13 protein-coding genes and 2 riboswitches are annotated in these 15,169 nt (G+C 70.8%); of the genes, 9 read left to right on the forward strand and 4 right to left on the reverse strand.

What is annotated here, in order from left to right:
• Both ACO1X9_RS12825 and ACO1X9_RS12830 read right to left on the reverse strand, forming a co-directional pair.
• Positions 1-1,197 (reverse strand): hypothetical protein (locus ACO1X9_RS12825; protein ID WP_486351233.1); only part of this gene is annotated, 1,197 nt, incomplete at its 3' end.
• 69 nt (positions 1,198-1,266) lie between these two features.
• The gene (locus ACO1X9_RS12830; RefSeq protein ID WP_486351234.1) at positions 1,267-4,338 is read right to left on the reverse strand and encodes a hypothetical protein; all 3,072 of its coding nucleotides are present in this window, start codon (positions 4,336-4,338) and stop codon (positions 1,267-1,269) included.
• Positions 4,339-4,412: 74 nt separating this feature from the next.
• A riboswitch (glycine riboswitch) is annotated at positions 4,413-4,502 on the forward strand.
• Positions 4,503-4,608, forward strand: a riboswitch (glycine riboswitch). It begins immediately after the preceding riboswitch.
• 27 nt (positions 4,609-4,635) lie between these two features.
• On the opposite strand from ACO1X9_RS12830, the gene gcvT reads away from it, so the two are divergent.
• From gcvT to ACO1X9_RS12870, 8 genes are all read left to right on the forward strand, one after another.
• Positions 4,636-5,691, forward strand: coding sequence for a glycine cleavage system aminomethyltransferase GcvT (gcvT, locus tag ACO1X9_RS12835; RefSeq protein WP_486351235.1), 1,056 nt, complete (start codon positions 4,636-4,638; stop codon positions 5,689-5,691).
• Between the two features lies 1 nt (position 5,692).
• On the forward strand, positions 5,693-6,049 hold the full coding sequence (gcvH, locus tag ACO1X9_RS12840; RefSeq protein ID WP_486351236.1) for a glycine cleavage system protein GcvH: 357 nt from the start codon (positions 5,693-5,695) through the stop codon (positions 6,047-6,049).
• Positions 6,046-8,856, forward strand: a complete 2,811-nt coding sequence (gcvP, locus tag ACO1X9_RS12845) for an aminomethyl-transferring glycine dehydrogenase (protein WP_486351237.1) — start codon at positions 6,046-6,048, stop codon at positions 8,854-8,856. Before gcvH ends, gcvP begins: the two co-directional genes overlap by 4 nt.
• A gap of 151 nt (positions 8,857-9,007) precedes the next feature.
• Positions 9,008-9,349, forward strand: a complete 342-nt coding sequence (locus ACO1X9_RS12850; protein WP_486351238.1) for an ArsR/SmtB family transcription factor — start codon at positions 9,008-9,010, stop codon at positions 9,347-9,349.
• Positions 9,346-10,002, forward strand: coding sequence for a dihydrofolate reductase family protein (locus tag ACO1X9_RS12855; protein WP_486351239.1), 657 nt, complete (start codon positions 9,346-9,348; stop codon positions 10,000-10,002). The genes ACO1X9_RS12850 and ACO1X9_RS12855 overlap by 4 nt, the downstream gene beginning before the upstream one ends.
• Positions 9,999-10,472 (forward strand): SRPBCC domain-containing protein, encoded by a 474-nt coding sequence (locus ACO1X9_RS12860; protein WP_486351240.1) that lies wholly within the window; start codon positions 9,999-10,001, stop codon positions 10,470-10,472. The genes ACO1X9_RS12855 and ACO1X9_RS12860 overlap by 4 nt, the downstream gene beginning before the upstream one ends.
• A 9-nt stretch (positions 10,473-10,481) precedes the next feature.
• Positions 10,482-10,703: a hypothetical protein gene (locus tag ACO1X9_RS12865; RefSeq protein ID WP_486351241.1), complete on the forward strand. Its 222-nt coding sequence runs from the start codon at positions 10,482-10,484 to the stop codon at positions 10,701-10,703.
• Between the two features lie 20 nt (positions 10,704-10,723).
• Entirely contained in the window at positions 10,724-11,767 is a 1,044-nt protein-coding gene (locus ACO1X9_RS12870; RefSeq protein ID WP_486351242.1) for an FUSC family protein, read from the forward strand.
• An 88-nt stretch (positions 11,768-11,855) separates the two neighbouring features.
• Here ACO1X9_RS12870 and ACO1X9_RS12875 read toward each other — a convergent pair whose 3' ends face one another.
• Both ACO1X9_RS12875 and ACO1X9_RS12880 read right to left on the reverse strand, forming a co-directional pair.
• The gene (locus ACO1X9_RS12875) at positions 11,856-12,665 is read right to left on the reverse strand and encodes a CPBP family intramembrane glutamic endopeptidase (protein ID WP_486351243.1); all 810 of its coding nucleotides are present in this window, start codon (positions 12,663-12,665) and stop codon (positions 11,856-11,858) included.
• Positions 12,638-12,943 (reverse strand): thiol-disulfide oxidoreductase DCC family protein, encoded by a 306-nt coding sequence (locus ACO1X9_RS12880; RefSeq protein WP_486351244.1) that lies wholly within the window; start codon positions 12,941-12,943, stop codon positions 12,638-12,640. The genes ACO1X9_RS12875 and ACO1X9_RS12880 overlap by 28 nt, the downstream gene beginning before the upstream one ends.
• Before the next feature lie 335 nt (positions 12,944-13,278).
• Here ACO1X9_RS12880 and ACO1X9_RS12885 point away from each other — a divergent pair, with 335 nt between their 5' ends.
• On the forward strand, positions 13,279-15,087 hold the full coding sequence (locus ACO1X9_RS12885; protein ID WP_486351245.1) for an ABC transporter family substrate-binding protein: 1,809 nt from the start codon (positions 13,279-13,281) through the stop codon (positions 15,085-15,087).
• Positions 15,088-15,169 lie beyond the last annotated feature (82 nt).

The raw sequence follows: 15,169 nt of genomic DNA on the forward strand, positions 1-15,169 counted from the left end.
GCCGGTCGCGACCTCGAGCTCGACGATCGACGCCTCGAGGTCGACCTGCTCGGCGAAGTCCTCCGCGACGAGGTCGTAGAGGAACGAGCCGCCCGTCGCGAGGCAGATCGGGATGCTCTCGGAGTCGGCGGGCGCCGGACGGTCGTGCACGGCGTGGCACAGCATGTCGCCGCCCTCCAGCCGCCAGACGACGTCACCCGAGTCGCGGTCGACCGCCACGAGCGTGCGTGAGGTCACGAAGTCGAGGTCGTACGTGTGCACGTCGTCGAGTGTCTCGCGCATCGACTGGTAGCCCTGCACGAGCACGAGGTCGCCGAACTCGGCCACCCCGCCGAAGTCGGGCAGCGACGTGCGCTCCACCCCGAAGAGCTCGTCGGTCGGATGCCGCCACAGCTCGGCGCCGTCGACGTAGCGCACGAGGTCGAAGTCGTCGTCGGTCGCGATGCTGAGGTACTCCATCCCGTAGTCGGGACCGAGCGGATCCTCCGATTCGGGCAGGAAGCCGCCCTCGATCCGCAGCTCGAGCGTGGCCGGGTCGAGGGTGACCAGCGAGTAGCCGTTCCTCGTCTCGGGGTCGGACGCCGCCCAGCACACGAGGTCGCCGCACTCGCGCGCGGGCGTGTAGAAGTTGGCGAACAGGTCGCCGTCGTCGCGCTGGATGCCGACGGGCGCGAAGCTGAAGTCGTCGGGGTCGTGGTCGGGCATCGTCACCTCGAGCTCGTCGCCCGAGTGCAGGTCGACCACCCGGAGCAGGTCGTCGGGCCGGATGCTCTCCATCTCGATGTCGCGCTCGGTGAAGACCACGGCGAGGCCGGCATCCTCACCTTCGCCGCGCTCGATGACGGTCGGGGTGATCGTCGGCAGCGGGTACGGCCGGCTGGCGGCGCGGACGCTCGTCAGGATCGGGTTCCCGTAGGCTCCGCCGGGCGACGCCGTGTGCTCCCACAGGATGTCGCCCGACTCGAGGTCGACGGCGGTGAGCCGCATCCCGACCTCCTCGTCGTCGGCGTAGGCGAGCACGACACCGTCGTGGATCACGGGCTCGCCGAACATCCCGGGCACCTCGGTCGACCACTCGGGCTCGATCGGGGTCGCGAACTCCGCCGCGACGTCGCCCGGCGACGGGCCGCCTCCGACGCACGCGGTGAGGCTCAGCGCCCCCACCGCGACGGCTCCGAGCAGGACGGATCGTCGCATCCCCATGGCGCCATCCCAGCATCCGCGCTCACGGCGATGCCGGGTCTTGACGGGCGGCGCCGAGCGCCGCTAGCGGGGAAGCACGGTCACGAGCTCGGCGAGGCAGGAGTACTCGCTCCACTGCGGCGGCCGGCACGAGGAGGCCTCGTTCTCGGCGATCACGAACAGGTCGGCGAGCGTCGACGGGGCGAGCGCCCAGCCGAGCGGCACGACGGCGGAGGGGCGGGTCGGGATGGCGGCGAGCACGACCCGGTCGCTGGAGGACGGGATGCCCGCCGCCCCAGCACAGGGCGCGACGAGTCCCGAGTCCTCGGCCGGAACGGCGGCGTCGGCCGGGCAGACCTCGCCGAGTCCGCCGATCGCGCGCTGGAGCCAGGTCGCCGCGGAGTTCTGGTGGCCCCGCGTGCCGAACGCCTCGAGCGGCACGACGAGCTCGCCCACGACATCCTGGCGCGGCGGGAAGAGGTCGGCTCCCGGCGAGTTCTGGATGTACACGACATAGGGGACGATCACCGGCCCCCCGCCGTCGACCGGGGTCGAGTTGTGGCGGCGGATGAGCTCGCCGAGGCGCGGGGCGAGATCGGCGAGCAGCCCGATCCCCGAGTTCTCGGCGTAACCGCCGTCGACGAGGTGCAGCCGCGGCTGGGTCGGGACGACCCCGTCGGAGTCGGAGGCAGCCGGGCAGATCGTGGCGAAATCGACGACCCCGCCCGGGGTCACGACCGGGAACCGCGCCGCGAGCATGGCCGCGGTCGCCCAGTCGGCACCGAAGTCGCAGTCCTGAGCGGCGTAGAGCTCGAGCAGGTCGAGGGTGAGCGGCGGACCCTCCTGCCCTTGGTCGCACCGCGGCACCGCAGGGTCGCCCGTGACCGTCGAACCCGTCTCGCCGTCGCCCAGATCGAGCTGGCTCACGGAGACGCGGCAGCCCGAGAGGATGTCGGTCGAGTTGAGCACGACGTAGCCGGTCGGGGATCCCGGCTCGGCATCCCACGGGGTGTCGAGTGTGCTGTCGCCGGAACGCCAGGAGTCCTCGATGAGGGCCGCGCGATCCCGCCAGCGCGGCTCGCCGCCCGGCTCCGCCGTGGAGACGCGCACGCCCGTGAGGGAGGCGAGCGGATCGCTCACGATGAGTCCGGCGACGGCGGCGGGGAGCGTGCCCGAGCGGCTGAGGTCGGCGACCGCCGCTTCGAGCGCCTCGGGGTCGGGGTCGTCGAGCGTCGTCGCGACGGCGAGCCCGACGGCCCCTCCGCTCACGCCGGAGGAGAGGAACACGGATCGGGCCGCGCACTCCCCGGCGTCGACGAACTGGGCGAGCACGGCGTCGGTCCACACCGCTGCGCGCACGCCGCCGCCCTGCGTCGCGACGAGCACGAGCGGCACGTGCCCGTCGTCGTCGACGCAGCCGGCGGCGACCATGCCGTCGACCCAGACCCCGAGAGCCTCCTCGAGCCCGGGTCGATCGGCGGCCCCGACCGAGACCGTGCGGTCGACGGGATGCAACTGCGGGGCCCCCGCGATCTGCGCGACCGCGATCGGCAGCACGACGAGCAGCAGGATGACGGGGTCGGAGCGCAGCCCGAGGAACTCGAAGAGGGCGAGGGGTCGGCGCTGCCGCAGCACGAGCGACACGGCGCCGACGAGCGCCGTCAGCGCACCGAGCGACCCGGCCGCGACGGCGACGACGCCGAGCGCCCGTCCGACCGGGAGAGGTTGCAGCACGAGGCTGCCGAGGAAGACGAGCGATCCGACGCTCGCGACCGCGGCGACGAGGAAGACCGGCCACCCCGGTGCCCGCGGGATGCCGATCGGCAGCGATGCGGCGGCCGCGATGACACCGCCTGCGAGGGCGACGAGGGCGACGACGGCCAGGATCGGCGCGGCGCTCGGCGTCGTGCCCTCGGCGGCGGTGACGAGGATCGGTGTCGTCAGCGACCGGGCGACGCCGAGCAGCGCCGCGGCGACCGCGAGGCCGGCGAGCAGATCGCCCGCCCGCGTGACGTCCCGCGCGAACCGACGGCGCTCGTCCCGCGTTCCCGTCACCCGTCGGCCGAGCGGTGGGCGGGCGGGGTCGAGTTCGCGTCGCCGGAGGTAGTGCTCGAGCCCGAGTGAGAGCCCGACGAGGGAGCCGACGAGCACGACGAGCACGGCGGCGCGGTCGACATCGACGGCACCTCCGAGGTTCGCGACGACGACGGCCCCGACGATGACGAGGGGGATCGGGCTCGCCCACAGCGCGTAGCGCAGCCACCCGGGCCACGACCGTCGCACCTGCCGGGTGGGCGTCGTGGCGTCGACCGGCTCGAAGCGTCGCCGAGTGCCGCCCGAGCCGTAGCCGAGCACGTGGAGCTCCCACGTGAGTCCCGCCCGGGCGCGGCCGATGACGAGCGCGACGAGGGCGAACAGCAGGACGGTGACGACGGCGGCGACGGCGTGCCCCGGCTCACCGGCTCCGTCGAACCAGTCGCGCACGACCTCGGGGAGCTGTTCGAGCAGCTCGTGCCAGGGCGGCAGCAGCGTCATCGCGGCGAACAGCGCGACGACGACGAGGGAGAGTCGCTGAGCGTAGACCGCGTGCGCGGCCCGCCGTACGACGTCGATCGCCGCCCGGCGGAACGGCGCTCGCAGGATGAGGAAGAGAGCGAACGCCGCGACGAGGAGTGTTTTCACGAGTTCGACCGCGCCGAGGAAGAGCGCCAACGCGACGGGGAAGGCACCTCCCGGAGAGGCCGCGGCGTCGAGAGCATCCGCCGCCGCCAGCAGGAGCGAGTTCTCCGTGATGTCGACGAGGAGCAGTGCGGCGAGCACCGCGGCCGCGGCGATCCGCATCCCACCGTCGAGCCAGCGGACGAGAGCGACGACCGCGAGCACGAGGTAGGCGGCGATGAAGAACCAGTCGATCCCGACCTGGGCGACGATCGCGCCGGCCGGGGTCGGCAGCGACGAGCCGTCCCAGGCCGACCACGTGCCCGCGAGGCTCCACGCCTTCGGGCCGATCATGTCGCTGATCGACAGCACTTGCCCGTCGGCGGCGAGGAACTGCCGCCCGATCCGGTCGGCCTCCTCGAAGGCGAGCATCGAGATGACCGCGGTGGCGACGGCGAACGCGAGCAGCACCCGCACGGCGACCCTCACGATGTCCACTTCCCTCCCGGCAGGGCGTGCTGTTGCCGTCAGGGTAGGGGCGTTAGGCTACGGGCACAATCGAACATCGGGCCGCACGGGATGCGGGAGAGTCCACGATCAGTGGGCACCGAAGGAGCAAGCCTCCCCGCCAATCTCTCAGGTACACGTACCGCACCCCGCAGGCCGCTCTGGAAAGAGCCCGGGACCATGCCCGGGCCGCCGTAGGTGAAAGTCCGACCGTCTCGACGGCGCGACGAAACTCTCAGGCACCATGACAGAGGGGGAGTTCTCACACCGACCAGCCGGGAGAACTCCGTGTCCGATTCGACGTCCCGCCTCTCACCGCTCGACGCGGTGCACGAGGCCGCGGGTGCCTCCTTCACCGACTTCGGCGGGTGGCGGATGCCGGTGCGCTACGGCTCCGACCTCGCCGAGCACGAGACCGTCCGCACCGCCGCCGGTCTCTTCGACCTCAGCCACATGGCCGAGTTCCTCGTGAACGGAACCCAGGCGGCCGAGTTCCTCGACGCCGCCCTCGCCGGTACGGCGTCGGCGATCGCGAACGGGCGCGCCAAGTACTCGCTGCTGCTGACCGACGACGGCGCGATCCTCGACGACCTCGTCGTCTACCGCCTCGCCGACGACGAGTTCTGGGTCGTCGCGAACGCGGGTAATCACGACATCGTCGCGGAGGAGCTCACGGCCCGCAGCGCGGGGTTCGACGTGACGATCGGCGACGAGACCGCGACGTGCGCGCTCGTCGCGGTGCAGGGCCCCGCGTCGCTCGACGTGCTCGGGCGCCTCGAGGACCTCGACGTCGATCTCAACGACATCCGCTACTACGGCATCGTCGAGACGACCTACCGCGGCCAGCCGATCCTCGTCGCCCGCACCGGCTATACCGGCGAAGACGGCTTCGAACTCTACGTCGACAACCCCGGCGCCGCCGACCTGTGGAACGCGCTGGTCGCTGCCGGTGCACTGCCGTGCGGGCTCGCCGCCCGCGACACCCTCCGTCTCGAGGCCGGGATGCCCCTCTACGGACACGAACTGACCCGCGACATCCGCCCGCGCGAAGCCGGACTCGGCCGCGTCGCCGACATCGGCACCCCCGGTGCGCGTGTGCTGGTCGGACTCGCGTCCGAGGGCAAGCGCGCGGGTCGCGCCGGCTATCCCGTGCTCCGCGGCGGCGAGGTGGTCGGAGAGGTCACCTCCGGCGCGCTCTCGCCGACCCTCGGGCACCCGATCGCGATGGCCTACGTCGACGCCGACGTCTCGGCGGTCGGCACCGAACTCGCCCTCGACGTCCGCGGCACCGCCATCCCGGCGACCGTCGTCTCACTCCCGTTCTACTCGCGAAAGAAGGCATGACATGACCACGCACTACACGAAGGATCACGAGTGGGTCCGCGTCGACGGCGACGTCGCGACGGTCGGCATCACCGTCTACGCCGCGGAGAAGCTCGGCGATGTCGTCTACGTCGACCTGCCGGCCGTGGGCGCGACCATCGCCGCGGGCAAGATCGTCGGCGAGATCGAGTCGACGAAGTCGGTCGGCGAGCTCTTCGCCCCCGTCGACGGTGAGGTCGTCGAGCGCAACGAGTCGGTCATCGACTCGCCGTCGAACGTCAACGACGACCCCGAGGGCGCGGCCTGGCTCATCAAGGTGCGCTTCACCGAGCTGCCCGAGCTGCTCACCGCCGAGCAGTACGCGGAGCTGACGGCGTGACCCTGTTCGCAGACCGCCACATCGGCACCGACTCCGCCGCGCAGCAGATCATGCTGCAGGCGGTCGGCTACTCCTCCGTCGACGACCTCATGGATGCCGCCGTCCCGTCCGGCATCCGCGTCGACGCCCCCGCCGTGCTGCCCGCCGCCGTCTCGGAGCGAGCCGCGCTGGCCGAGCTGCGCGCGCTCGCCGGCAAGAACCGTGTGCGCCGCAGCATGATCGGCATCGGCTACCACGGCACCATCACGCCCGCGGTCATCCAGCGCAACGTGCTCGAGAACCCCTCCTGGTACACCGCGTACACGCCGTACCAGCCCGAGATCTCTCAGGGCCGGCTCGAGGCGCTCATCAACTTCCAGACGATGGTGTCCGACCTCACCGGGATGGCGACCGCGAACGCGTCGATGCTCGACGAGTCGACCGCCGTCGTCGAGGGGATGCTGCTCGCCCGCCGCGCGTCGGGATCGTCGTCGAACGTCTTCCTCGTCGACGCCGACGCGCTGCCGCAGACCCTCCGCCTGCTCGCGCACCGTGCCGAGCCGCTCGGCATCGCGCTCGAGGTCGTCGACTTCGCGGGTCTCGACACGTCGCCTGCGGCGACTACTCGACCACCGAGGGAGGCCTTCGGCGCGTTCATCCAGTACCCCGGAGCCTCGGGCCGCGTGTGGGACCCGCGCTCCGTCATCGAGTCGGTGCACGCCGCGGGCGGTCTCGCGGTCGTCGCGGCCGACCTGCTCGCGCTCACGCTGATCGCGAGCCCGGGCGAGCTGGGCGCCGACGTCGCCGTCGGCACGTCGCAGCGCTTCGGCGTGCCGATGGGCTTCGGCGGGCCGCACGCGGGCTATCTCGCCGTCCGCGCGGGACTCGAGCGCCAGCTGCCGGGCCGGCTCGTCGGCGTCTCCGTCGACGCCGTCGGCAACACCGCCTACCGCCTCTCGCTGCAGACGCGCGAGCAGCACATCCGTCGCGAGAAGGCGACGAGCAACATCTGCACGGCGCAGGTGCTGCTCGCCGTCATGGCGTCGATGTACGCGGTCTACCACGGGGCGTCGGGACTCAAGCAGATCGCGCACCAGGTGAACCGGCTCGCGCGACTGATGGCGGATGCCCTCGGCGACGCCGTCGTGCACGCCGACTACTTCGACACCGTCCTCGTGCGGTCCGACGACGCCGCCGGCGTGGTGGAGCGCGCGGCGGACGCCGGCTACCTGCTCCGCCTCGTCGACGACTCCCACGTCGCGGTCGCCCTCGACGAGACGACGACCCCCGACGAGGTGCAGGCCGTGCTCGGTGCGTTCGGCGTGACGACGGAGCTCGGGTTCAAGCCCGCGGCCGTCGGCATCCCTCAGGCGCTCGTGCGCACGAGCCGGTATCTCGAGCATCCCGTGTTCTCGGCGCACCGCTCCGAGACGACGATGATGCGCTACCTCAAGCACCTCGCCGACAAGGACTACGCGCTCGACCGCGGCATGATCCCGCTCGGTTCGTGCACGATGAAACTCAACGCGGCCACCGAGATGGCGGCCGTCACCTGGCCCGAGTTCTCCGACCTGCACCCGTTCGCGCCCGCCACGGACAGCGAAGGCTACGTGACCCTCATCGAGCAGCTCGAGGGCTGGCTCGCCGAGCTCACCGGCTACGACGAGGTGTCGCTGCAGCCGAACGCCGGCTCGCAGGGCGAGCTCGCCGGGCTGCTCGCCATCCGCGGCTACCACCGCGCGAACGGCGACGACCACCGTGTCGTGTGCCTCATCCCGTCGAGCGCGCACGGCACGAACGCCGCCTCCGCGGTGCTCGCCGGGATGAAGGTCGTCGTGGTCGCGTGCGACGTGGAGGGCAACGTCGACCTCGACGACCTCCGGGCGAAGACCGCCGAGCACGCCGACGACCTGGCCGCCCTCATGGTGACCTACCCGTCGACGCACGGCGTCTACGAGCACGAGATCCGCGCGATCACCCAGGCCGTGCACGACGCGGGCGGGCAGGTGTACATCGACGGCGCGAACCTCAACGCCCTGCTCGGGTACGCGCGCTTCGGCGACATCGGGGGAGACGTCTCGCACCTCAACCTGCACAAGACGTTCTGCATCCCGCACGGCGGCGGCGGCCCCGGCGTCGGACCGGTCGCGGCGAAGAGCCACCTCGCGCCCTACCTTCCGCGCGGCACCGAGAACCCGGTGAGCGCGGCGCCGTACGGCAGTCCGAGCATCCTGCCGATCTCGTGGGCCTACGTGCGCATGATGGGACCCGACGGCCTCACCCGCGCCACGGGAGCCGCCGTGCTCGCCGCGAACTACGTCGCCGCCCGCCTGCGCGAGCACTACCCCGTGCTCTACGCGGGCGACAACGGGCTCGTCGCGCACGAGTGCATCCTCGACCTCCGACCGCTCCGCGAGGCGACCGGCGTGACCGTCGACGACGTCGCCAAGCGGCTCATCGACTACGGCTTCCACGCGCCGACGATGTCGTTCCCCGTCGCGGGCACCCTCATGGTCGAGCCGACCGAGAGCGAAGATCTCGCCGAGATCGACCGCTTCATCGACGCCATGATCGCGATCAAGGCCGAAGCGGATGCCGTCGCCGCCGGGTCGTGGACGCGCGACGACAACCCGCTCGTCAACGCGCCGCACACGGCCGAAGCGGTCATCACCGGCTCGTGGGATCACCCCTACGAGCGTGAACTCGCGGTCTACCCGGCTCCGGGTCAGGTGCGCGCGAAGTACTGGCCGCCCGTGCGGCGGATCGACCAGGCGTACGGGGATCGCAACCTCGTCTGCGCGTGTCCTCCCATCGAAGCGTTCGCGTAACTCGCGCCCGTCGGACGCCGGCGGGGCGCGGAAGTGAAGAGAGCGGGGACCCCTACCCCGATTCACTTCCGCACCCCGCCGGCGTCCTCCTTCGTTGCCCGAATGTTTCGACGGGTTGACGCGCGCCCCCGGTGAGGCAATAGTTAGGTGTATGCCTAAGTATTGGGACGAGGTCGACGGGGTGCTGCGTGCCCTCGCCGACCCGACCCGACGGGCTGTCGTCGAGCGGTTGGCGCAGGGGCCGGCGTTCGTGTCGACGCTCGCCGAACCCTTCGAGATGGCGCTGCCGTCGTTTCTGCAGCACCTCGGGGTGCTCGAGGAGGCGGGCGTCGTCGTCTCGGAGAAGGTCGGGCGCTCCCGCACGGTGAGCCTGCGACCCGGTGGGCTCGACGTGCTGCACCTGTGGCTCGACGGGCAGCGGACGCCCGCGGAGCGGCAGGCCGACCTGCTCGGCATCCATCTCGCCCGTCACACCCCGAAGGAGCCCTCATGACGCGTGTGCGTCTCGACCTGATGATCTCGCTCGACGGCTACGCCACGACGACCGGAGCGACGCCCGACGAGCCCCTCGGCCACGACTGGACCCGTCTCACCGCCGACTACGCCGCGACGCGCACCTTCCGGGAGCGGGTGTTCCACGACACGAGCGGTGCCGGCACGACGGGGATCGACGACGCCTTCGCCGCTGCCTACTTCGAGGGCGTCGGCGCGGAGATCATGGGCGCCGGCAAGTTCGGACTGCACCACCATCCCGACGACCCCGACTGGCGTGGCTGGTGGGGTGAGGACCCCCCGTTCCGGTTCCCCGTGTTCGTGCTCACGCACAGCCCCCGCCCCGGCCTCGAGTTCTCGAACGGCACGTCGTTCCGATTCCTCGACGCGAGCCCCGAGGATGCGCTGGCGCTCGCGGTCGAGGCGGCCGGCGGTCAGGATGTGCGCATCGGCGGCGGGCCCACGAGCGCCCGGGCTTTCCTCACGCGCGGTCTCGTCGACGACATCCACCTGGCGATCACGCCGATCGTGCTGGGGCGCGGCATCAATTTCTGGGACGAGCTGCGCGGTCTCGAGAACGCCCGACGCGTCGAGACCGTCGTCGCCGAGAGCGGCGTCATCCACGTGACCTTCACGCGCGAGGGCACCCGGTGACCGAGCGCAGCCTCGGGCACGCCGGGTTCACGCTCGTGCGCGACTACCCGCATCCGGTCGCGGAGGTGTGGGCGGCGTTCGCCGAGCCGGAGCGCAAGCGCGAGTGGTTCGGGCGCGGTGAGGGCCGCGAGCACGTGGGGGAGTGGGAGTCCGACTTCCGGGTCGGGGGCCGGGATGTCGCCGAGAGCCGGTTCCACGGCGGGCCCGTCTCGCGCGCCGTCGCCGTCTACACCGACATCGTCGAACGCGAACGCATCGTGCTCACCTACGACATGTGGATCGACGGCACCCACATCTCGACGTCGATCGCGTCGTACGAGTTCGAGGAGATCGACGGCGGCACGCGGCTCACCCACGGCGAGCACGGCATCCATCTCGACGGATTCGACCTCGACGGCCGCCTGCGCGAGCAGGGCAGTGCCGGCCTGCTCGACCTGCTCGGACGGGCGCTCGCGCCCAACGCGACGTAGCGTGGAGGCATGGCCGAGCGCAGTCCCTCCTGGAAGAACCCCGCCAACGCCTATCGCTTCACCGGCGTCGTCTTCCTCGTCGCCGCCGTGATCTTCGTGTTCACCGGCAACTCCGCGATGTGGATCTCGATGTTCACGCTCGGCATCGTGTTCCTCACCCTCAGCATGACCGTGGGACGCGAGGCCGCGAAGCAGGACCCCGATGCGGACGCCGAGCCTCCCGCGAGCTGACCGGGCGTAGCGTTGGCGACGTGAAGCTCCTCGCGGCATTCCGGGCGTCGCGACGGCAGCCGCTGCTGCAGGTGGCGAAGTCCGCGATCGCGACCATCGCGGCGTGGCTGGTCGCCGGGGCGCTGTTCCCCGAGCACCTGCCGATCTTCGCCGCGATCGCCGCCCTGCTCGTCGTACAGCCGAGCGTCAACCAGTCGGTCGTCAAGGCGATCGAGCGGTCGGTGGGCGTCGTCGCGGGCGTCGTGGTGGCATCCGTGCTCGCGCTCGCCTTCGGGCAGACGACGTGGGTGATCCTCGTCGCGATCGCCGCCGCCCTCGCGATCGCGTGGCTGCTGAAGATGACGACGGGCACGTCGAACCAGGTCGCGATCAGCGCGCTGCTGGTGCTCGGCCTGGGGGCGGCGACGCCGAACTACGCCGTCGACCGGGTGCTCGAGACGCTCATCGGCGCCGTCATCGGGTTCGTCGTGAACGTCGCCCTCGTGCCCCCGGTCGCGCGGCGCCCCGTGCACGACGCGGTCGACGCCCTCGGCGAGGAGCTCTCGGCATCGCTCGAGCGGCTGGCCGTCGCGCTCGAGGGGCCGCGCTCGCCCGCGCAACTCGAAGAACTCATGATCCAGGCGAGGCTGCTGCGGCCGATGGTCGCGACCGCCGATGCCGCGCTCACGGCGGGCGCCGAGTCGCTGACCCTCAACCCGCGCGGCCGACGGCGCCGCGACGAGCTCGAGCGGCTCGAGGCGACGCTACGACGGTTCGGCCCGATCGTGACCCAGGTGATCGGCATGACGCGTGCCGTGTACGACCGCTATGACGACGGACTGGCGGCCGAGCCCGCGGTGCGCGCGATCGCCGAACAGCTGCGGCGGGCAGCTCACGACGTCCGCCGCACCACGCGGCGCACCCACCCCGACCCCGCCGAGACGCCGACGGCGAGCCTGCCTCTGCTCACGGCGCCGCTCGCGATCACCGCGCCCTCGTCGGGGCACTGGATCCTCGTCGGCTCGCTGCTGGAAGACCTGCGCCGCATCCACGAGTCCCTCGCGGGGGACGCCCCCGCGGGTTGAGTGCCCGCCGCAGGCGGGTGTATCGAAACCAGGTACGACGAACGGCGGGTTTCGATACACCGCGCTCCGCGCGGCACTCAACCCACGGCTATTCGGGGGTGCCGAAGAGTTCGGGCCAGGCGTTCGCGGCGGCCGGCGCCCCGACGAACACGACGGCGTCGATCGCGAAGTGCGTCACGAGGAACGGGATCACCCGCCGCTCGGTTCCGCGGGTGTAGAGCCAGCCGAACACGACGCCCATCGCGAAGTTCGCGAAGAACGCGCCGTACCCCTGGTAGAGGTGGTACGTGCCGCGGATCGTCGCGGAGATCAGGATCGTGCCCCAGCGACCGACTCCCACGTCGCCGAGGCGGGCGAACAGGTAGCCGATCATGATGACCTCCTCCTGGATCGCCGCGCGGGCCGCGACGAGGAGGAGCACCGGGATCGTCCACCACTGCTCGGTGAGATTCGAGGCCGAGATGCCCACGCCCCACCCGAGGGCGCGCCCGGCGAGGAAGATGCCGAGGCCGGCGATGCCGATCGGCAGCGCGAGGCCGAGGCCGAGGAGGATGTCGCGCACGGGATGCGCGCCGTCGATGCCGAGGCGTCCGAGGTGCGGCTTCGCGGAGCTCCAGAGCAGGAAGGCGACGAGCGCGACGGGGGCCAGGTCGGAGGCGATGCCGAGCAATTGGTAGAGCAGATCGAAGATCGGGCGCGAGTCGCGACTCTGCACGATGGTCGCGGTCTGGCTCGCGATCGGGGTCTCGAGCGTCGCGCGGTTGATGAGCGTGACGATCGAGTACAGCGCCGACATCCCGAGCGAGACGGCGAGCACGATCACCATCTCGGCGATGAGCCGCCCGCGCGAGGAAGCGGATGCCGGGAGGCTCACGCGGCCGGCCGGGGGAGTGAACACGCCGGGGTTCCCCCCGGTAGGCGGTGGCGGAAGCGCGCGATCAGGGCGTAACCGGCGGCCGCGACCCAGGAGAAGGGCGGAGTGACGAGGAGGTGGCCGACGAACCTCCAGCCGCGCGAGCTCTGGGCGCGCAGCAGCCCCGAGAAGGCGGCGTGGCCGCGCAGGCGGTGCTCTCCGGAGAGGTACCACGCGTAGTGGGTGACGTCGTGTCGGGTGAGGCCGAGGTCGTCGAGATCGAGCCATTGCCACGGCTCCGCCTCGGGGAAGACCGGGAGCATCCTCTCGAGCCGATCCACCCACGTTGTACAGAAGGCACAATCCCCGTCGAACACGAGAAGCGGCTTCCGGGGCGTCACGGATCCGATGCTACGCCGCCCGATCCGAGCGATTTTGGGGGCTGCGACCGAGCGATTGCGGGAATCTTGCGTGGAACGCCCGAATCCTGCACGATCTTCGCGTTGACGCAACAATCCTCAGAACTCGTTTCCGAGATGTAACGATTCCTCCCACAAAGTTTGCCCACCGCTTGTCCCCTCTTTAGGGTCAGTAGCTATCCGGCGTGGCACGTCGGGGTCCGCCGCCGTGCCGCGCTTCTCATTGCACAGGAGGAACATTGCGTATTCGCAGATTCGGGGCCATCGCGGCCACGGTCGCGGCCGGTGCCCTCGTCCTCGCAGGCTGCAGCACTCCGCAGTCCGAGGTCGTGGAAGACAGCACCGTCACCGTCGCCTGGAACCAGCCGTTCTACTCGTACAACGGCAACACGTCGTTCGGTAACGCCACGGCGAACAACAACATCATCTACTCGACCAACTCGTGGTTCAACTACTACAACGACGTCCCGGAGCTCGTCCAGGACACCTCGTTCGGCAGCTACGAACTCGTCAACGAAGACCCGCTGACCGTGACCTACACGGTCAACGAGGGCGTCAAGTGGAGCGACGGCACCGCCGTCGACGCCGCCGACCTCCTGCTCGTCTGGGCCGCCAACTCGGGCGTGCTCAACACCCCCGACTTCGACCCGGCGGACTTCACCGACCCTGACACGGGCGAGTTCACCGAGGACTTCCCGACCGACATCGTCTTCTTCGACGGTGCCATCGGCGCGGGCCTCGAGAAGGTCGGCACCACGCCGGAGCTCGGCGACGACGGCCGCTCGATCACGCTCGTCTACGACGAGCAGTTCGTCGACTGGGAGCTCGCCTTCCCGCAGGGCCTCCCGGCCCACGTGGTGGCGAAGAACGCCCTCGGCCTCGACGACAACGCTGAGGCCAAGGACGCGCTCATCGCGGCCATCCAGGACAACGACGCCGAGGCGCTCGCCGCGATCTCGTCGTTCTGGAACTCGGGCTTCAACATGTCGGAGATGCCGTCGGACCCGGAGCTCGTCCTGGGCACCGGCCCGTACACGATCACCGACTTCGTGGCTGACCAGTACATCGAGCTCACGGCCAACCCGGAGTACGTGGGAGACCACACTCCGCAGGTCGAGACGATCACGGTGCGCTTCATCCCCGACCCGCTCGCCGCCGTCCAGGCGCTCGAGAACGGTGAGGTGGACATCATCCAGCCGCAGGCCACGGCCGACGTCGCGGACGCGCTCGCTGCCATCGACGGCATCACCGTCCTCGGCGGCTACGAGGGCACCTACGAGCACATCGACCTGCAGTTCGACCAGTCGAAGAGCGGTCACTTCAACAACCCGCTCATCCGTGAGGCGTTCCTCAAGACGATCCCGCGTCAGCAGATCGTCGACACGCTCATCAAGCCGCTCCAGCCGGACGCCGAGGTGCGTAACTCGCAGCTCTTCCTGCCCGGTGCCGAAGGCTACGACGAGACCGTCGAGAACAACGGCATGGCGGACTTCACGGAGCCCGACATCGAGGGCGCGATCGCGCTCCTCGCCGAGGCCGGGGTCACCAACCCCGAGGTCTGCATCCTCTACGCGACGAACAACCCGCGCCGTGTCAACGAGTTCGCGCTCATCCAGGCGAGCGCGGCGGAGGCCGGCTTCAACGTGACCGACTGCGGCTCGCCGCAGTGGGGTGGCCTCCTCGGCACCGCGGGTGCGTACGACGCGTCGTTCTTCGGATGGCAGTCGACGAGCCTCGGTGTGACGAACGCCTCGGCGAACTACATCACCGGCGGCATCAACAACCTCAACTTCTACAGCAACCCCGAGGTTGACGAGCTGCTCGGCCAGCTCGACGTCGAGTTCGACGCCGACGCGCAGATCGACATCCAGCTGCAGATCGACAAGCTGCTGATGGATGACTTCTACGGTCTGACGATCTTCCAGTTCCCGTCGACCGCGGCCTTCAGCGACCGGGTGACGAACATCTCGCCCTCGACGCTCGCGCCGACGGTCTTCTGGAACGTCTGGGAGTGGGAGCCCACGGAGAGCAACGTCGTCGAGGAGTAATCCCTCGCCGGAGTAACCTCTCCTGACCACACCGGGCGCTGGGGCGTTCGCGCCCCAGCGCCCGGTGCTGGTCTCCCACAGA

The sequence above is a fragment of the Pseudolysinimonas sp. genome (genome assembly GCF_057350545.1).

Bases quoted from the DNA above. Each gene is read 5' to 3' on its own strand.
- gcvH (WP_486351236.1), top strand. From the start codon at position 5,693: ATGACCACGCACTACACGAAGGATCACGAGTGGGTCCGCGTCGACGGC.
- ACO1X9_RS12850 (WP_486351238.1), top strand. From the start codon at position 9,008: ATGCCTAAGTATTGGGACGAGGTCGACGGGGTGCTGCGTGCCCTCGCC.
- ACO1X9_RS12855 (WP_486351239.1), top strand. From the start codon at position 9,346: ATGACGCGTGTGCGTCTCGACCTGATGATCTCGCTCGACGGCTACGCC.
- ACO1X9_RS12865 (WP_486351241.1), top strand. From the start codon at position 10,482: ATGGCCGAGCGCAGTCCCTCCTGGAAGAACCCCGCCAACGCCTATCGC.
- ACO1X9_RS12880 (WP_486351244.1), bottom strand. From the start codon at position 12,943: ATGCTCCCGGTCTTCCCCGAGGCGGAGCCGTGGCAATGGCTCGATCTC.